Origin of the sequence: Paenalkalicoccus suaedae (assembly GCF_006965545.2) — a bacterium.
In the GTDB taxonomy this organism is placed as follows: Bacteria; Bacillota; Bacilli; order Bacillales; family Salisediminibacteriaceae; genus Paenalkalicoccus; species Paenalkalicoccus suaedae.
The window spans coordinates 2,078,791-2,096,427 of sequence record NZ_CP041372.2 but is presented as its reverse complement, the minus strand read 5'-3'; the positions used below and the strand labels follow the sequence as shown (position 1 = coordinate 2,096,427).

Here is a 17,637-nt window from a genome sequence, read left to right as displayed (position 1 = left end):
CAGACAAGCCCTTGTTGAGAAGGCAAAAATTGTTTAGAATGAGAGAGTGGATGTGATACATATGATGAGAAGTATGACAGGATACGGACATGCTGAGGAGATAATCGCAGGAGGTCGACTAGCAGTCGAGCTTAAGTCCGTCAATCACCGATTTTTAGAAGTAAGTATTCGTATTCCAAAGGAATGGAATCGCTTTGAGTCAGCTATTCGCAAAGTAGTGTCTACAAATGTTTCGAGAGGGAAAGTAGATGTATTCGTTCGGATAGATGGTTCTTATAAAACGAGTCAGCTCGCAATTAATCAACAATTAATTGATCAATTTGAAGAGGCCTTTAACGAACTGAAGGGAAATTATGCTGTAACAGATACGTTTCCGCTTGCACAAATTCTTTTGTCTGACCAAGTTACTTCGATCGAAGAGCGTGAAATAGACGATCCAGAGCTCACGGACAAGCTTCTTGCCTGCGTGTCAAAGGCAACGCTCGATTTAGTAACGATGCGAGAGAATGAAGGACAAGAGCTATCAGCTGTTTTAAAAACAGGTGCTACTCGAGTGAAAGCATTAAACAGAGAATTACACACGTATGCAGATGACGTGCATCGCCATTATACAGATAAGATTATCAAGCGAATGCGCGCCATAGGATCTGATATTGATGAAAGCCGGATTTTGCAAGAGGCAGCCCTCTATGCGGAGAAAGCCGACGTCACTGAAGAAATAACTCGAATTGACAGCCACCTTGTCCAGTTTGACGAGATAATCCAGTCAGACGAACCGATAGGAAGAAAGCTAGACTTTGTGCTTCAAGAGCTAAATAGAGAAGTAAATACGATTGGCTCAAAAGCCTCCGTGAAAGAAATGAGCAAGCTTGTTGTTGATATGAAAGCAGAGCTTGAAAAACTTCGTGAACAAATTCAAAACATAGAATAACGCATTAGGGGGCATACGAACATGGACATTAAATTAATTAACATTGGTTTTGGTAACATCGTATCAGCAAATCGAATTATTTCGATCGTCAGCCCAGAATCAGCACCAATTAAACGAATCATTTCAGACGCACGTGATCGAAATATGCTAGTAGATGCAACGTACGGCAGACGCACAAGAGCCGTTATCATTGCCGATAGCGACCACGTCATTTTATCGGCCGTTCAGCCAGAAACAGTCGCGCAACGAGTGATTTCAAGTAAAGAGGACGCAGCGGAAGACTAACGTGTAGCGAGGAAAGTAAACATATACTTTCCTCGCTATTTCATGTTAAAATGATTTGTACTAATTGTTTGGAGGATAATATGAAACGAGAAAAAGGCTTATTGATTGTGCTTTCCGGTCCATCAGGCGTTGGGAAAGGCACTGTTTGTAGTGCGCTCCGTGAACAGGATACGCACATCCGTTACTCAGTATCAGCTACAACACGTCATCCAAGAGCAGGAGAAGTAGATGGCGTTAACTACTTTTTTAAATCCAAAGAAGAATTTGAACGATTGATCCAAGACGGTGAAATGATTGAATACGCACAGTACGTAGGTAATTACTACGGCACACCTCGTGCGTACGTGGAAGAAATGATCGAAAAAGGCCACGATGTCATTTTAGAAATTGAAGTTCAAGGAGCTATTCAGGTTAAAGAAACATTTCCTGAAGGTGTTTTTATCTTTCTAATGCCACCAAGCTTAAAAGAACTAAGAAATCGTCTAGCAGGCCGTGGGACCGAATCTGTCGATCTCATTGATAGCCGTATGACAGTAGCTCGCGAAGAGATTGAACTCATGGACAAATACGACTACGTTGTCGAAAATGACGAGGTGCATTTAGCTGTAGACCGTATTAAATCTATTGTAACTGCCGAGAACTGTAAGAAGGATCGTCTAATTCATCAATATCAATCATTAGTGAAGGAGTGATTTTGTCATGTTAAAACCATCAATTGATTCGTTAATGTCAAAAATCAATTCAAAGTATACATTGGTAACAATCTCTGCTCGTCGTGCAAGAGAACTACGTGAGCAACCAGAGCTTTTCAGTGAGCCAGAAAACGCACGTTCCGTAAACTACGTAGGAATGGCTCTTGAAGAGATTGAGTCAGAATACTTAAGCTACGATATTTCAGAAGATAAGGATAAAGAATACGCTGAAAGATAAGCCTACACGTGAGGCATTTCTTAGCGCTACATGTAAAAGCTACTGAATGGTTTGTTCAGTGGCTTTTATTTTGTTTTACTGACAGATCTTTAACCCCTTTTAGCAATCCCTTGGATTGCTGGTTGCTAAAGGGCCACTTATTTTTATGTGGTAACAGGAGTCAGCTCTACGAATACCCTTCGACATTAGAGAGAAGTCTGCGATCTTTGCAGACGATCGAAAGCATCAAAGAAGCGAGCGTTGCACTTAGAAATCAGTGGGTGCTTTTCCTGCTGATTTCAGGCTAGCGATTGATGCTAAATATATAAAAGGAGTCAGCTCTATGAACACCCTACGACATTAGTAGGGTCAGGACCTGAGCCTACTCGTCGGCAGGGTGCGGCTCACGCCTTACCCTAAGCGCCTTCCTGCGTGGTCTCATTCCCTGCCTATTCCTACTAATTGTCTCCGGGCATTCTCCGAGTCTGCCTCCTTCTGCACGAATAGAGAAATGAAGCGAATTATTATAATGATGAAAAGAATACAAGCTATTAAGTAAAGCAAAATGCCGGAAGTGACGCGCAATGAAGGGAATTGACTAACTATCTTCAAGTGATGCAAACTCTTAACGTTGTGAAGAGAAAACAAACTAGAAGAAATGACGAGAAAGAACACAATTATACATACTGACTTAAAAAACGCTCTTCTTTATGCTCCTTTTAAATCAAACGTAGAGGTGGCAGACCCAGAAGACATTCGAAGACAATCCATAGGGGAAAGAGGTCTTTGAGATCCCACAGAAGGCGTTTAGAGAGAGACGGCAGTCGAACTCTGCCAACGAGGAAGCTCAAAGACCGGCCCTATGGATGTCGTAGAGTGTCTGGCGGGCTGACAGCTCGGAGAGCAGATTTAAACTAGTTAGCCCTTAGTCAATTTAGCTCGAAGAGCTAAGGAAGTTAGATTTAAACTAGTTGGCACTTTATCACCATCAGCTCTAAGAGCCTATGCAATAGTTGTCTGACCGAGCTTTTTTAGGTAGAGTGAAGAGAGACAACTTATTGCTAAGAAAAAGACAGGAGAGAATATCCATGACACGAAAAAACCGAGTACTATTAGCTGTGACAGGAGGAATTGCTGCATTTAAAGCAGCCGCCCTTACAAGTAAATTAGTTCAAGCCAATTTTGACGTTAAAGTAATGATGACAAACTCTGCACAAGAATTCGTCACTCCTTTAACGTTTCAAGCACTCTCTCGTGATCATGTGTATACAAATACATTTATTGAACCAGATCCGACACATATTGCACACATTGATATCGCAGATTGGGCTGACCTTGTGCTCGTTGCGCCAGCGTCAGCAAACACAATCGGAAAGCTTGCTCATGGAATCGCAGATGATATGGTAACGACTACTATGCTTGCAACAACGGCAGAAGTCATGATCGCACCTGCGATGAATGTCCATATGTATAGTCATCCAGCAGTTACACGCAATATGGAGCAACTGAAAAAAGACGGCTTTATTTTTGTGGAACCAAACGAAGGCTATTTAGCGTGCGGGTATACAGGGAAAGGTCGTATGGCAGAACCCGAAGACTTACTTGCTATGGTCGAACACTATTTTATTAAGCGTGACTATCCTAACTGGCATGGGAAAAAACTTATCGTAACAGCAGGCCCAACCCAGGAAGTTATTGACCCTGTTCGATTTTTATCAAATCGATCATCCGGTAAAATGGGGTTTGCTATTGCACAAGAGGCCGCTGCAAGAGGGGCTCATGTCACACTAATAAGCGGTCCAGTTGAGCTAGATACACCGCATGGAGTCAATCGTATTGATGTCACATCCGCCGAAGATATGTATAAAGCCGTGATGCATCATGCAGACAATCAGGACGTCATTATTAAAGCGGCAGCAGTATCAGACTATAAGCCGAAAACATCCGAAGAAGAAAAAATGAAGAAATCAGATAAAGATATTCCATTAGAAATGGTGAGAACGAAGGATATCTTAAAAGATTTAGGTCAACAAAAAAAGAAACAGATTTTAGTAGGTTTTGCTGCAGAATCATCCAATATCGAAGAGTATGCGAAGAGAAAGCTAGAAACAAAAAATGCAGATATTATTGCAGCAAATTCCATTGTGGAAGAAGGACATGGATTTAGAGGAGATACAAATGCTCTTACGCTATTTACTCGTAAAGGTGACCAAATAGACGTCCCTCTAACATCAAAAAAACAAGCTGCTAAAGTATTATTAGATGAAGTAGAAAAGTTGTTTGGTGATGCTACATGATAGCAAGTGTTATTGTTGATGTTGCCGCAAGACAAACGGATCGAATGTTTGATTATCTCGTTCCAAATGAGCTTGCAGACACGATTGTACCCGGAGTTCGTGTGCATGTTCCTTTTGCAAACAGGAATGTGCAGGGGTTTGTGATGAAGCTTCACAACGAGCCTCAAATCGCGATCGAAAAGCTTAAACCAATTTCTGATCAGCTCGATTTAACTCCACCGGTAACGGAGGAGCTTTTACTCCTATCTGAAGCTATTAAAGAAGAAACGCTTTCTTATCATATAAGTGTTTTAAAAGCGATGCTACCGGCTGCCATGCGAGCATCCTATGATAAAGAGCTTTACTTGGAAGAGGAAGATCCTGAACTTACCGGTTTATTCGTTGATGGGGTGATTGCGAGCTGGAATGAGTTTACGAAACAAGCTCCTGAAAATGATATTCAGCTCATAACGAGGCATATTCGTAAAGGAACGATTCGCGTAAGCCCGATCGTTACAACAAAGGATGCAAGAAAAAAACAGTTGCAGGTCACGTACGTGCAAGAACCTGACCTTACCCAATTTTCGCAAGCGAAAAAGCAATTATTATTATCCGAGTATTTATTGACGTGTGAAATCGGCACAAGCTTTACGCTAAAGGGTCTAGCAGAGGAAGCGAACGTCACGACAGCTGTTATTAACCAGCTTGTTGATAAAGGTGTACTGAAAAAAGACTATGCCACAGTGGGGCGCGATCCATATGCAGGGCGAACGTTTAAGTCGTCGGTTCCGATGGCGCTCACAGAGGAGCAACAGGAATCCATACGTCCAATTGAGGAAGCCTTTCAGACAAACAAGCACGAAACGTTTTTATTGCACGGTGTCACTGGAAGCGGAAAGACAGAAATTTATTTACAGTCGATTGAGCAGGTGTTAGATAAGGGGAAGGAAGCGATCGTACTCGTACCTGAAATCTCGCTTACTCCTCAAATGGTAACGAGATTTAAGTCGCGTTTTGGCTCGAGGGTAGCCGTGCTTCATAGTGCGCTATCTAAAGGGGAGAAGTATGATGAATGGCGCAAGATTCGTGAGGGAAAGGTAGATGTCGTGGTAGGGGCTAGATCAGCTGTATTTGCTCCCTTTACAAACCTTGGCATTATTATTATTGATGAAGAGCACGAGATGAGCTATAAGCAGGAGGAAGCGCCACGCTACCACGCAAGGGATGTTGCAATAAAGCGCGCAAGCTATTATAACTGTCCTGTAATCTTAGGAAGTGCTACACCTTCTTTAGAAAGCTTTGCACGAGCAAAAAAGGGTGTTTATACGCTCCTATCGATGCAAGAGCGAGTGAACCAAACAGCGATGCCACCGGTGCATGTTATCGATATGCGAGAAGAGCTTCAAAACGGGAATCGCTCGATGTTTTCGACCTCTGTTTTGGAGGCTATGCAGGATCGATTAGCTAAAAAGGAGCAAATGGTGTTGCTCTTAAATAGAAGAGGCTATTCTACCTTCATTATGTGCCGTGACTGTGGGTACGTAGCGGAATGTCCGCACTGTGATATCTCATTAACCTATCACCGTAATGATCAATCCTTACAGTGTCACTATTGTGGACATCGCGAGACAATCCCAACGGTTTGTCCATCTTGTCAAAGTGACTCTATTCGCTTTTTTGGTACAGGTACACAAAAGGTAGAGCAGGAGCTTGCAAAAGAGCTTCCAGATGCAAGGGTAATTCGGATGGATGTTGATACCACAAGGCGTAAAGGCTCTCACGAAAAGCTTTTGCAGTCTTTTGAGAAGGGAGAAGCGGATATTCTCCTTGGCACACAGATGATTGCAAAAGGTCTTGATTTCCCTAACATTACGCTTGTCGGTGTCCTGGCCGCAGACTCTATGCTTCATTTACCAGACTTTCGTTCTGCCGAAAGGTCTTTCCAGCTCCTTACCCAAGTTGCTGGCCGTGCTGGGAGACATGATAAGCAAGGCGAGGTATTCGTACAAACCTATACGCCGGATCACTATAGCGTCCAAGACGTTAAAACGCATAACTTTCTTTCTTTTTACGAAAAGGAGATGAAAATGCGTCAGCTTGCTGGCTATCCTCCGTATTACTTTTTAGCGGTGGTGCACGTTAGCCATGCAGATCTTAACAAGGCTGTGGAGGTAACGACCAACATTGCGTCTTATTTACGAAGAAGTCTAAGTGACTCTGCTAAAATATATGGACCGTCAGCTAGTCCGATACCTCGAATAAAAGATAGATATCGCTATCAGTGCATGATAAAATACAAAATCGAACCAAACCTTCATCATGTTTTACAGGAATTGATTGAATCCTATCAAAAAGAAATAATGAAAACAGACTTGCAACTTCACGTAGATACTAATCCATATATGATGCTGTAAAGAGAAGAAAGGATGATTTGATGAATATCGTATTTATGGGAACACCGGATTTCGCGGTACCTGTTTTACAAACTATAATAGATGAGGGACATACAGTATCCCTTGTGGTTACACAGCCGGACCGTCCTAAAGGTCGTAAGAGAGAGCTTACACCGCCACCTGTTAAGGTAGCGGCCTTAGAGCTAGGATTACCCGTTTTTCAACCAGAAAAGATACGACATGACTATCAGGCTGTGCAAGAGGCTGCGCCAGATTTAATTGTAACTGCAGCCTTTGGTCAACTACTCCCAACGGAGGTCCTGGAGATTCCAGCTAAGGGCTGTATTAACGTCCACGCGTCTCTGTTGCCTAAATATCGCGGCGGTGCGCCTATCCATCAATCCATTATCGACGGAGAGGCAGAAACAGGGGTTACGATCATGTATATGGTAGAAAAGCTGGATGCTGGGGACATGCTTTTAAAAAGAGCTATTCCAATTACAGACGAAGATAACACGGGAACGATGCACGATAAGCTAAGCAAGCTTGGAGCGCAAATGATCAAAGAGATGCTACCAAAGATGGAGGCGTCCGTTGTAGAGGCAGAAAAACAGGATGAGGCAGCTGCAACCTTTGCACCTAACATAAAAAAAGAGCAAGAGGTCATTGATTGGACGCAGGATGCGAGAAGCGTCTTTAATCACATTAGAGGGCTTGCACCTTGGCCAGTTGCTTATACGACGCTTGGAGAGACAAGATTAAAGCTATGGTCCTCTGTAGTAGCGGAAGGCACAACAACAGAAGCTCCTGGTACTATCGTAAAGTTGGAGTCCGATTTACTGCATGTGGCGTGCGGCGACGAGACGGTGCTTGCATTAAAAGAAGTCCAGCCAGCTGGTAAAAAACCGATGAACGTAGAGACATTTTTGCGAGGAGCCGGCGCAAAGCTTGCGTTAGGCGATAAGTTAGGAGATTTATAGATGAAAAAACAAGAGGCAACAGTGCGTGAGGTTGCGTTAGATACGTTACTTAAGATCGAACAGCAACAAGCCTATAGTAATTTATTGTTAAATGATATGATTAAATCATCGAAGCTAGCTAAAGTAGACGTGCCATTACTGACTGAAATAGTCTATGGCACGATTCAGCGTCAAGCTTCGTTAGATTTTGTGTTAAAGCATTTTAGTAAAAAACCATTAGATAAACTGCAAGACTGGGTACTCGTGTTACTAAGATTAAGTGTTTATCAGCTACTTCATTTAGATCGCGTGCCTGATCACGCTATTTTAAACGAAGCGGTAACAATCGCAAATAAGAGAGGCCACAAAGGAATCTCTGGAATGGTAAACGGAATTTTACGTAACGTGTTAAGACAAGGTGCTCCGTCATTCGATTCTATTAAAGAGCCTATCGAGCGTTTAGCGGTAAAGGGATCCCATCCGCAGTGGTTTGTAAACCGATTAGTAGACCAATATGGGTTTGACGAAGCGGAGAAAATCGTTTTTGCTAACTTAGAGCACCCCGTTTCCTCCATTCGTGTAAATGAATTTAAGTCGGATAAGGATACAATTAAAGAGATGCTCTTAGAAGAAGGTGTCGAAGTAGAAGAAAGCCCGTTCATGCCGCATGCACTTCGAGTTACACGAGGGGCTGTTCAGCATACGGACGCGTTTAAAGAGGGATACGTATCCATTCAAGATGAAGGCTCGATGCTTGTTGCTCTCGCGCTTGATCCAAAGCCTGGGGAGCGCATTCTAGACGCGTGCGCAGCTCCTGGAGGGAAATCCATGCATATTGCCGAGCTCATGCAAAATGAGGGGCAATTAATTAGTGGAGATATTCACAAGCATAAAGTCGAGCTTTTAGAAGCACAACAAAAACGCCTAGGATTATCAATTATTGAAGGTGTCGCCCAAGATGCGAGAAAGCTTGATGAGGCGTCTGAGCCGTTTGACCGTGTTTTAGTAGATGCTCCTTGCTCTGGACTTGGTGTATTGCAAAGAAAGCCAGATATTAAGTGGAAGAAAAAAGAATCGGATATTAGCAGGTTACAAGAGATCCAAGCGGACATACTAGATGCTGTATGGAAAACATTAAAGCCGGGTGGTAGACTGATTTATAGTACATGTACTATAGATAAAAATGAGAATGATCATCAAATCACATCCTTTTTATCTAAACACAGTGATGCGTCGCGTGACACATCTCTAACCGCTGTGCTACCGAAAGCTTACCATAGTGCTATCGGTGAGGATGGTAGTATGGTCCAGTTACTCCCAGGTCAATTCGGTACAGATGGGTTTTTTATCACTTCTATCAAAAAAGCAGAAACTATAGAAGAAGTTGCCGAATGAACGGTTATGGGAAGTAGAAAGAGGGGATCGTTTTTGGAATATACATCGTTAACGGATATAGGTAAATTACGATCGCATAATGAAGATAGTGTTGCTGTTGCTAAAAAAGACAACGGCCAGCTATTAGCTTTAGTTGCTGATGGGATGGGTGGTCATCAGGCAGGAGACGTTGCGAGTAAGCTGGCAAAAAAAGTGCTCCTTGAATCCTGGCAAAGTAACGATAGTCTTCTCTCTCAAGAAGAAGCAGAAGATTTCTTACGAACAACCGTTGTAAAAGCAAATAAACACATTCTCGACTATGCGAATGAGCATACCGATTGTAAAGGGATGGGGACGACCCTCGTTGCGACGATATGCACAGACTCTTTCATTTCTTTTTGTCATGTAGGAGACTCTCGCATTTACTTGTATGAAGAAAATGAACTTACGCAATTAACGAAAGATCACTCTCTAGTAGGAGAGTTAGTTAGACGTGGAGAAATTTCCGAGCAGGAAGCAGAAGTGCACCCTCGCAAGAATGTATTAATGAGAGCACTTGGCACAGAGCCAACTATTGAAATTGATACTGGTGTCGTTGCGTGGAATTCAGGATCGTTACTTGTACTTTGCACGGATGGGTTAACAAACAAGCTATCTGCTATGGATTTGTCTGCGATCTTTAACGATCAAGAAATTCCGCTCGAGGAAGCTGCTCGCGCAATGATTAATGAGGCGAATAATCGCGGTGGAGAGGACAATATCACCGTAGCGCTCGTTAGGCATCAAAAGGAAGTGAATGCATCATGATAGGAAAACGTTTAAACGATCGCTATAAATTAATTCGTCCAATTGGCGGCGGCGGGATGGCAGACGTTTATTTAGCGAAAGATCTTATTCTCGATCGTCATGTCGCTGTAAAAATGCTCAAAACGCAGTTTTCTAATGACGATGAGTTTATTCAACGATTTAGACGCGAAGCAGAAGCGGCAACTAGCCTCTCTCATCCGAACGTTGTTAGTATATATGACGTCGGGGAAGAAGAGGATTTATATTATATTGTTATGGAGTACGTCGAGGGCGAAACGTTAAAGGACTATGTTGTTGCGAATGGGTCGCTTTCGGTTGATGAGTCTATTCGTATTTTAAAACAAATTGCCTCGGCGCTCTCTCACGCCCATGCGAACCATATCGTACACCGGGATATAAAGCCTCAAAACATATTGATTGGTGTAGATGGCATTGCTAAAGTAACAGATTTTGGGATTGCTCGTGCGATTAACGAAGCAACCATTACGCATACAAATTCTGTGTTGGGCTCGGTTCACTACTTATCGCCAGAACAAGCACGTGGTGGACAGGTCACCTTTAAATCGGATCTTTATTCCTTAGGGATAATCGGGTTTGAAATGCTAACGGGTGAAGCACCGTTCAAAGGGGACACAGCTGTTTCTGTTGCTATTAAGCATATTCAAGAACCCATTCCTTCTGTGACAGAAAAAGCGCCGCATGTGCCTCAAAGCGTGGATAATATGATCATGAAGCTAACAGCGAAAGATGTTACGAACCGCTATGAGTCAGCAGATGAACTGCAACGAGAATTAGCTACTATACTGGATCCTTCACGAGTGAATGAGGCGCCAATTGAGCGCGAGGACGATCCTGAAGCGACAAAAGCTATTCCTGTTATACCGGCTGATGCGCCGCTTGAAGGTGACCCAACGCTAGTAAGGAAGCCGGACGAGGCACCTGCTCAAGGTCCTGCAGCAGAACCTGCTAAAAAGAAGAAAAAGCGTGTAGGGAAATGGATTGGCTTATCGGCTCTATTTCTTGCTTTACTGTTATTTTTAGTGTTCTTCCTTATTCCAAGACTACTTTATGTAAATGATGTGACGATTCCTGAAGGGTTAGTTGGGCAGCCGTCCTCAGAAGTAGTAGCAGAGCTTGAAACGCTAGGTTTAGAAGTAGAGCTCACGTATAGAGAAGACGATACTGTGGAACCAGACCATGTTATCTCAACGAATCCTCAAGGTGGTAATAACGTAAAAGAGGGCTCTTTAGTGACGGTATTTGCTAACGAAGCGAATGGCACGGTCGACATGAATGATGTAGTTGGTCTATCACTTGAGGAAGCGGAAGAGCTTTTAGCAGATTTTGAGGATATAGAAGTTGTTTATGAAGAGAGTGCGACAGAAGATGAAGGAACAGTTTTATCGCAGTCACCAGAAGCAAATGAACCAGTCATTGCAGAAGAAACAGTTGTCACTCTTACGGTTAGTGAGGGTATGACGTATGTGATGGATAATTTGTTTGGAATGACGCGTTCTGAGGTACTCGATCAGATGGATGATAATCCTTATGTAACATTAAGATTCGAAGAAGATTTCCATCCATCCATTGAGTCAGGATTAGTTATTGCACAATCTCCATCAAGAGGGACAGAAATTAATGCTCCTGTAACAGTAGAGGTTACTTTCTCACGTGGACCTGAGCCATCGTCTTCAGGGGGATCTTCTGAGATTGAGACTCCTGAGCCAGATCCAGAACCGGAGCCAGAGCCAGATCCTGGCGAAGAGGACGGTCCAGTTACAAGTGACGTACCATTTTCAGTAGAAGTACCGCCTGCGCCAGAGGGATCAGAACCACCTGAGTATCGTATTCAAATCTCTATTATTGATTCTGAGAGCGATACACCTAGAGAAGTCGTTAGCGAGTCCATCACGGAGACGACTAGATTTACGCTACCTATGACGTTAAACCCAGGTGACACAGGATATCTGCTTTTATATGTGAATGGACAAGAATTCTCAGAGTCACCTTACGAATACACCTATGAGGAATTATTAAGCTATCAATAAATGGAGGTTTGCATGGCAATTGGGAGAATCGTAAAAGCATTAAGTGGATTTTACTATGTCGAAAACGAGGACGGCATTTTTCAGTGCAGAGGTAGAGGGAACTTTAGAAAGAGAAAGCTAACGCCACTAGTTGGAGACTGGGTTGTTTTTGAAGCGGAAAATCGTACAGACGGATATGTATTAGAATTACATGATAGGACGAATGAGCTCATTCGTCCTCCAATAGCGAATGTTGAACAGGCTGTACTCGTTTTTTCTGTCCATGAGCCGGCGTTTAGTCCACTATTACTAGACAAATTCCTTGTGCATATTGAAGCAAACGACATTCAACCACTTATATGCTTATCTAAGATGGATTTATTGCCAGAGGAAAAACTAGAAGAGATTCGTCAGTATAAAAAGGAGTATGAAAAAATCGGCTATGAAGTGATATCTACATCGGTTCACCAAGCGGATACGATCGAAGAGTTGAAGCCTGCCTTAGCAAATCGTGTGTCTGTTTTTGCTGGACAATCGGGTGTTGGTAAATCATCGCTGTTAAATGCGATAAAGCCGGAGCTAGATTTAGAGACGAATGCGATCTCAAAAAGCTTAAATCGAGGGAAGCACACCACGAGACACGTGGAGCTTATTCCTATCGAAGGTGGCTATGTAGCAGATACTCCTGGTTTTAGTTCTCTAGATTACCATGGTATTACCGAGGACTCTCTCTCCGCCTGCTATCCTGAAATGGCTGATCGAATACAGGAATGCAAGTTTAGAGGATGTACGCATTCAAATGAGCCTAAATGTGCGGTCAAGGCAGCTGTCGAAGATGGAGAGATTGCGCAGCATCGTTATGATAGCTATATTCAATTTTTAGAAGAAATTAAATCGCAAAAGCGGAGGTACTAGCATGTCAGTTAAAATTGCACCATCTATTCTTTCAGCTAATTTTGCCGAACTAGGTAAAGAAATTAAGGATGTCGAGGAAGGAGGAGCGGATTATATTCACATCGATGTAATGGACGGTCATTTTGTTCCGAACATTACGATTGGACCGCTTATTGTTGAAGCTGTGCGTCCGATTACGACATTACCGTTAGATGTGCACCTTATGATCGAAAATCCGGATCAATATATTCCTGACTTTTGTAAAGCTGGAGCGGATATTATTACGGTACACGTAGAGGCATGTCCTCACTTGCACCGTACGATTCATTTGATTAAAGAAAATGGGGTTAAAGCAGGCGTTGTATTAAATCCGGCTACTCCAGTAGATGTGATCAAGCCAATTATTGACGATATTGATATGGTATTACTTATGACAGTAAATCCAGGCTTCGGTGGGCAATCTTTTATTTCTTCCGTGCTACCCAAAATTACAGAAGTAAAAGAGCTTGTCGGAGATCGTGATATTGAGATTGAAGTCGATGGTGGCGTCAACGAAATGACAGCAAAACAGTGCGTAGATGCTGGTGCAAATGTTCTTGTTGCGGGATCGGCTATTTATAATCAAGAGGATCGACACGCTGCCATTGCGAAAATTCGTCAACAGTAGTAAAGTGAAATTACTTAAACGAAATTAAAATAATGAACCACAAGGGGAGTCTTAGAGGACTGAGAGGAAGCATGCGCTTCGACCCTTTAAACCTGTAAGTTGATACTTGCGTAGGGATGTGGAGATGATGCTAACAGACAGCTGTTGCCTTCTCGGCATAAGCTGTCTTTTTTTGTGGTTCTAAAAAAAGGGGATTATTTATTATGAGACAAAACAAACGATTACTTATTATGCTCGAAATCGCTATTATGAGCGGTCTTGCTTATGTGTTAGACTTAATTCCACTGTTTCAAATGCCTCAAGGGGGATCTATTACGCTCTCTATGCTTCCAATCCTTATTCTCGCTTATAGACGAGGAGTTATTGCTGGGATTATAGCTGGCGGATTGTTTGGCACATTAAATCTAATGTTTAATTCATTCGTGGTTCACTGGGCGCAGGCATTACTCGACTATCCGATCGCCTTTTTAGTGATAGGTTTAGCTGGTATTTTTCGTTTTTCAAGTCAGGCTTCGTTCCGTAAAAAGCTTACACTTCTTATCGCAGGAGTGGCATTAGCATCTGCATTACGATTACTTTCACACTTTACTGCAGGTGTAATTTGGTTCGGTAGCTTTGCCCCTGAAGGGATGTCGCCAGTATGGTATTCATTTATCTATAATCTAAGCTATATCGCACCTACATTTGTTATTTTAGTCATTATCATGGTCTTATTTGCTAATAAGGGAAAAGTCGTGCTACACCCCTCTAACGGACGTGTAGCATGACATATTTGTTAGTAGCAGGAGGTCCAAAAGTGGACCTTCCATCCCTTCAAGAGCTTTGCGACGAGCTTAAACCGACTGGCATTATAGGCGTTGATAGAGGAGCTTATTATCTTTTAGAGGCTTGTATTACACCAAATCTTGCTATCGGGGACTTTGATTCAATCGGAGAAACATATTTAAAGCAACTAAAAGCAGAATCAGTAGAACTAACCACTTTCCCTGCAGAAAAAGATCAGACAGATATGGAGCTGGCACTTGATATTGTTAAAGAAAGATTTAACGCTAAAAAGCTTATTATTGTTGGGGCGACAGGAGGCAGATTAGATCACTTTTTAATGAACGTGCAGTTGTTAGAGGTTGCTGCTACACGTGGGATTGAAGTGGAGATACTCAATACTTCCAATCGAATGAGTTATCTAGATAGCGGCGTCAAACATGTAAAGCATTCCATATACACCTATTTATCCTTATTAGCTATTACAGAAAAAGTTTCTGGAATAACGCTTACTGGAGTGAAATATGAATTAACAAATGCTCAATTAAAGCGTGGTTCGAGCCTTTGTGTTAGTAATGAAATCGTAGATGACGAAGCAATTGTGAAGATTGAATCAGGTAAAGTAATCGTGATTGAGTCCAAGGACGAAAATTAAGTGGTACTATCTGTGGCAGACTGAATATATATGTAATAGAATCGCTTTTTTCCGTCAGGAGGGAGTAGCATGAAGTTTTATACGATCCGTTTGCCGAAGTTTATAGGGGGCGTTGTGCGAGCTGTACTTGGCACAATTGGAAAAGGGTAATACAAAGAAAAGGACTCCTAATCCGATTAACGGATTAGGAGTCCTTTTACGTAATAGGTCACAAAATTATACGCGCTGAACTTTACCAGACTTAAGTGCGCGAGCTGAAACGTATACGCGCTTCGGCTTACCGTCCACTAAAATTCGTACCTTTTGAACGTTTGCGCCCCAACGACGCTTCGTTGAGTTAAGTGCGTGTGAACGCTTGTTTCCAGTAGATGGACCTTTACCTGTAATAACACATCTGCGTGCCATGGAAATCCCTCCTTCTTTCAAACCGTAACTTTCAATCACAGTTATTTCAAACAACATACTTGGATATATTAGCATAGCATTCTGTTAAATACAAGTGATTTCAGAGATATTTCAAGTAAAAAACCTTGACAGCCGATTCGCTTCAGGTAGTATATATACCGGAGTGCCTTTCATAATGTTCGGTTTTATAGTAAAATGGCGATAGCCTTTCGGTAAAAACCTTTTTGAGGAGGCAATGACATTTATGACGATCGAAATTAAAACAAACTATGGAAATATTGATGTATCTAAAGAAGTAACGGCAGTAATCGCTGGTGGGGCCGCAGTAGACTGCTACGGGATTGTTGGCATGGCATCTCAAAAGCAGCTAAAAGACGGCATTACGGATCTTTTAGGCCGCGAAAATTTAGCGCGGGGTGTTGTTATTCGCGAGGATAATGACGACGTACATATTGATATGTACATTATCGTAAGCTATGGGACAAAGATTTCAGAGGTAGCTCATAACGTACAACAAAAAGTAAAGTATCAGCTAGAACAAATGCTAGGACTTAAAGTAACGTCTGTAAATATTTTTGTATCAGGTGTTCGCGTAGCGAACGATTAGATGTGATTAGTTAGGAGGAACACGTGTGGTTAACAAGATCGAGGGAGATAAGTTTGCGCAAATGCTCATTGAGGGTGCAACAAACCTCTCTAATAACTCAAAGAAAATCGATGCACTAAATGTCTTTCCTGTTCCGGATGGTGATACAGGGACAAACATGAATTTAACCATTACTTCAGGAGTGAAAGAAGTAAAAAACGCACCGCATGACCATGTAGGAAGAATAGCTCAAGCATTTGCTAAAGGTCTTTTAATGGGTGCTCGTGGCAACTCGGGAGTTATACTTTCTCAGTTATTCCGAGGATTTTCAAAGTCTGTAGAGAAAAAAGAAACACTCCAGGCAAAAGATTTAAGCCTGGCTCTTCAGCATGGAGTAGACACTGCCTATAAGGCTGTTATGAAGCCTGTTGAGGGAACAATCTTAACAGTTGCTAAAGATGCAGCTAAACAAGCAGTAGCTTCTGCAGAGAAGAAGACAGACGTCATTGAGGTTATGTCTGATGTGCTAAAGGAAGCGAAAGCATCCTTAAAGCGTACTCCAGACCTACTACCTGTATTAAAAGAGGTTGGTGTAGTTGACTCAGGTGGACAAGGGTTAGTCACTATTTATGAAGGCTTCTTAGCAGTTCTTAAAGGAGAAGCGATTCAGACTGCAGAGGAATCAGCTCCATCTCTAGAAGAGCTTGTTAAATTTGAGCACCATCAATCTGCTCAGAGTCATATGGCTACTGAAGACATTGAGTTTGGTTATTGTACAGAGGTCATGGTGAAGTTTGAAGACAAGAAACTTGAGCAATATCCATATGATGAGCAGGCGTTTCGTGAGCAACTAGACAAATACGGTGACTCGTTACTCGTTGTTTCTGACGAAGATCTTTTAAAAATTCATATTCACGTAGAAAACCCTGGGAATGTTATTAATGATGCACAAGCATACGGTTCTCTTGTAAACGTTAAAGTAGAGAATATGCGCGAGCAACATTCTAGTTTACTAGGAATGGATACACCTCACCAAAAGCCGGAAAAAACGGAGTATGCGGTGATTACAGTCAGCATGGGATCAGGCATTAAAGAGCTCTTTGAGGGTCTCGGTGTTAAAAAGGTCATTGAAGGTGGCCAAACGATGAATCCGTCTACGGAGGACTTTATTCGCGCTATTGAAGAAGCCAATGCAGAAAAGGTCATCCTATTACCTAATAACAGCAATATTATTATGGCAGCTAACCAAGCAGCGGAAGTGGCGGATGTAGATGTACAAGTTGTTCCTTCTAAAACGGTACCACAAGGCCTTGCTGCTATGCTCGCTTTTAATGCTGAACAGGAACTATCTGATAACGTATCTGATATGACGGACGCGCTTAAAGGTGTTCGTACAGGAGAAGTTACGTACGCAGTGCGAGATACTAGCTTAAATGGCGTCTCCATTACAAAGGGTGACTTCATGGGAATCTCGGAAAAAAATATTGTTGCTAATGGCGCTGACGTTGCTAAGGTTGCAGAGGAGCTTGTGAAGAATCTTGTCGATGAGGATTCGGAGATCGTGACAGTTATTTACGGGGAAGATCGTACAGAATCTGAAGCTAATGCTCTATCTAACTATATCGAATCAAGCTTTGAAGACGTAGAAGTTGAGGTTCATAAAGGGAATCAGCCACTTTATTCGTACATTTTAGCAGTTGAATAAAT

Annotated in this window: 18 protein-coding genes and 1 riboswitch; of the genes, 17 read left to right on the top strand and 1 reads right to left on the bottom strand. The window is 42.3% G+C overall.

The window, feature by feature from the left end:
- The first annotated feature begins 61 nt into the window (after positions 1–61).
- From FLK61_RS11100 to spoVM, 15 genes are all read left to right on the top strand, one after another.
- A complete protein-coding gene (locus tag FLK61_RS11100; protein ID WP_176009526.1) occupies positions 62–931 on the top strand; it encodes a YicC/YloC family endoribonuclease in 870 nt (289 codons plus the stop codon).
- A 21-nt stretch (positions 932–952) separates the two neighbouring features.
- Complete coding sequence (remA, locus tag FLK61_RS11095; RefSeq protein WP_176009525.1) at positions 953–1,216, top strand: extracellular matrix/biofilm regulator RemA; 264 nt, start codon at positions 953–955, stop codon at positions 1,214–1,216.
- Between the two features lie 80 nt (positions 1,217–1,296).
- On the top strand, positions 1,297–1,908 hold the full coding sequence (gene gmk / locus FLK61_RS11090) for a guanylate kinase (protein ID WP_176009524.1): 612 nt from the start codon (positions 1,297–1,299) through the stop codon (positions 1,906–1,908).
- 7 nt (positions 1,909–1,915) lie between these two features.
- Positions 1,916–2,146 carry a DNA-directed RNA polymerase subunit omega gene (gene rpoZ / locus FLK61_RS11085; RefSeq protein WP_176009523.1) on the top strand — a complete coding sequence of 77 codons (231 nt, stop codon included), beginning with the start codon at positions 1,916–1,918 and terminating at the stop codon, positions 2,144–2,146.
- Between the two features lie 1,067 nt (positions 2,147–3,213).
- Positions 3,214–4,422, top strand: coding sequence for a bifunctional phosphopantothenoylcysteine decarboxylase/phosphopantothenate--cysteine ligase CoaBC (gene coaBC, locus FLK61_RS11080; RefSeq protein WP_176009522.1), 1,209 nt, complete (start codon positions 3,214–3,216; stop codon positions 4,420–4,422).
- Positions 4,419–6,815 carry a primosomal protein N' gene (gene priA / locus FLK61_RS11075; protein WP_176009521.1) on the top strand — a complete coding sequence of 799 codons (2,397 nt, stop codon included), beginning with the start codon at positions 4,419–4,421 and terminating at the stop codon, positions 6,813–6,815. The genes coaBC and priA overlap by 4 nt, the downstream gene beginning before the upstream one ends.
- A 17-nt stretch (positions 6,816–6,832) precedes the next feature.
- The gene (fmt, locus tag FLK61_RS11070; protein ID WP_176009520.1) at positions 6,833–7,774 is read left to right on the top strand and encodes a methionyl-tRNA formyltransferase; all 942 of its coding nucleotides are present in this window, start codon (positions 6,833–6,835) and stop codon (positions 7,772–7,774) included.
- Positions 7,775–9,148 carry a 16S rRNA (cytosine(967)-C(5))-methyltransferase RsmB gene (rsmB, locus tag FLK61_RS11065; RefSeq protein WP_176009519.1) on the top strand — a complete coding sequence of 458 codons (1,374 nt, stop codon included), beginning with the start codon at positions 7,775–7,777 and terminating at the stop codon, positions 9,146–9,148. It abuts the gene before it with no gap.
- Positions 9,149–9,181: 33 nt separating this feature from the next.
- Positions 9,182–9,934 (top strand): Stp1/IreP family PP2C-type Ser/Thr phosphatase, encoded by a 753-nt coding sequence (locus FLK61_RS11060; protein WP_249777583.1) that lies wholly within the window; start codon positions 9,182–9,184, stop codon positions 9,932–9,934.
- Positions 9,931–11,982 (top strand): Stk1 family PASTA domain-containing Ser/Thr kinase, encoded by a 2,052-nt coding sequence (gene pknB, locus FLK61_RS11055; protein ID WP_176009517.1) that lies wholly within the window; start codon positions 9,931–9,933, stop codon positions 11,980–11,982. The genes FLK61_RS11060 and pknB overlap by 4 nt, the downstream gene beginning before the upstream one ends.
- A 12-nt stretch (positions 11,983–11,994) precedes the next feature.
- Positions 11,995–12,876 carry a ribosome small subunit-dependent GTPase A gene (gene rsgA / locus FLK61_RS11050; protein ID WP_176009516.1) on the top strand — a complete coding sequence of 294 codons (882 nt, stop codon included), beginning with the start codon at positions 11,995–11,997 and terminating at the stop codon, positions 12,874–12,876.
- 1 nt (position 12,877) lies between these two features.
- Complete coding sequence (gene rpe / locus FLK61_RS11045) at positions 12,878–13,522, top strand: ribulose-phosphate 3-epimerase (protein WP_176009515.1); 645 nt, start codon at positions 12,878–12,880, stop codon at positions 13,520–13,522.
- A gap of 32 nt (positions 13,523–13,554) precedes the next feature.
- A riboswitch (TPP riboswitch) is annotated at positions 13,555–13,656 on the top strand.
- 69 nt (positions 13,657–13,725) lie between these two features.
- Positions 13,726–14,289 carry an energy-coupled thiamine transporter ThiT gene (gene thiT / locus FLK61_RS11040; RefSeq protein ID WP_176009514.1) on the top strand — a complete coding sequence of 188 codons (564 nt, stop codon included), beginning with the start codon at positions 13,726–13,728 and terminating at the stop codon, positions 14,287–14,289.
- Entirely contained in the window at positions 14,286–14,939 is a 654-nt protein-coding gene (locus FLK61_RS11035) for a thiamine diphosphokinase (RefSeq protein ID WP_176009513.1), read from the top strand. Before thiT ends, FLK61_RS11035 begins: the two co-directional genes overlap by 4 nt.
- Before the next feature lie 69 nt (positions 14,940–15,008).
- Entirely contained in the window at positions 15,009–15,089 is an 81-nt protein-coding gene (gene spoVM / locus FLK61_RS20335) for a stage V sporulation protein SpoVM (protein WP_176011217.1), read from the top strand.
- A gap of 66 nt (positions 15,090–15,155) precedes the next feature.
- On the opposite strand, the gene rpmB is transcribed toward spoVM, so the two are convergent.
- Positions 15,156–15,344 (bottom strand): 50S ribosomal protein L28, encoded by a 189-nt coding sequence (rpmB, locus tag FLK61_RS11025; protein WP_176009512.1) that lies wholly within the window; start codon positions 15,342–15,344, stop codon positions 15,156–15,158.
- A gap of 244 nt (positions 15,345–15,588) precedes the next feature.
- On the opposite strand from rpmB, the gene FLK61_RS11020 reads away from it, so the two are divergent.
- Together FLK61_RS11020 and FLK61_RS11015 are read left to right on the top strand one after the other, a co-directional pair.
- On the top strand, positions 15,589–15,951 hold the full coding sequence (locus FLK61_RS11020) for an Asp23/Gls24 family envelope stress response protein (RefSeq protein WP_176009511.1): 363 nt from the start codon (positions 15,589–15,591) through the stop codon (positions 15,949–15,951).
- A gap of 61 nt (positions 15,952–16,012) precedes the next feature.
- Complete coding sequence (locus FLK61_RS11015) at positions 16,013–17,635, top strand: DAK2 domain-containing protein (protein ID WP_176011216.1); 1,623 nt, start codon at positions 16,013–16,015, stop codon at positions 17,633–17,635.
- Positions 17,636–17,637: the final 2 nt, after the last annotated feature.

Excerpts from the sequence above, each read along its gene's own strand:
- priA (WP_176009521.1), top strand. The coding sequence starts at position 4,419 with ATGATAGCAAGTGTTATTGTTGATGTTGCCGCAAGACAAACGGATCGA.
- FLK61_RS11035 (WP_176009513.1), top strand. The coding sequence starts at position 14,286 with ATGACATATTTGTTAGTAGCAGGAGGTCCAAAAGTGGACCTTCCATCC.
- rsgA (WP_176009516.1), top strand. The coding sequence starts at position 11,995 with ATGGCAATTGGGAGAATCGTAAAAGCATTAAGTGGATTTTACTATGTC.
- rpe (WP_176009515.1), top strand. The coding sequence starts at position 12,878 with ATGTCAGTTAAAATTGCACCATCTATTCTTTCAGCTAATTTTGCCGAA.
- coaBC (WP_176009522.1), top strand. The coding sequence starts at position 3,214 with ATGACACGAAAAAACCGAGTACTATTAGCTGTGACAGGAGGAATTGCT.
- FLK61_RS11015 (WP_176011216.1), top strand. The coding sequence starts at position 16,013 with ATGCTCATTGAGGGTGCAACAAACCTCTCTAATAACTCAAAGAAAATC.
- spoVM (WP_176011217.1), top strand. The coding sequence starts at position 15,009 with ATGAAGTTTTATACGATCCGTTTGCCGAAGTTTATAGGGGGCGTTGTG.
- FLK61_RS11100 (WP_176009526.1), top strand. The coding sequence starts at position 62 with ATGATGAGAAGTATGACAGGATACGGACATGCTGAGGAGATAATCGCA.
- pknB (WP_176009517.1), top strand. The coding sequence starts at position 9,931 with ATGATAGGAAAACGTTTAAACGATCGCTATAAATTAATTCGTCCAATT.
- gmk (WP_176009524.1), top strand. The coding sequence starts at position 1,297 with ATGAAACGAGAAAAAGGCTTATTGATTGTGCTTTCCGGTCCATCAGGC.
- remA (WP_176009525.1), top strand. The coding sequence starts at position 953 with ATGGACATTAAATTAATTAACATTGGTTTTGGTAACATCGTATCAGCA.
- FLK61_RS11020 (WP_176009511.1), top strand. The coding sequence starts at position 15,589 with ATGACGATCGAAATTAAAACAAACTATGGAAATATTGATGTATCTAAA.
- rpmB (WP_176009512.1), bottom strand. The coding sequence starts at position 15,344 with ATGGCACGCAGATGTGTTATTACAGGTAAAGGTCCATCTACTGGAAAC.
- rpoZ (WP_176009523.1), top strand. The coding sequence starts at position 1,916 with ATGTTAAAACCATCAATTGATTCGTTAATGTCAAAAATCAATTCAAAG.
- thiT (WP_176009514.1), top strand. The coding sequence starts at position 13,726 with ATGAGACAAAACAAACGATTACTTATTATGCTCGAAATCGCTATTATG.
- rsmB (WP_176009519.1), top strand. The coding sequence starts at position 7,775 with ATGAAAAAACAAGAGGCAACAGTGCGTGAGGTTGCGTTAGATACGTTA.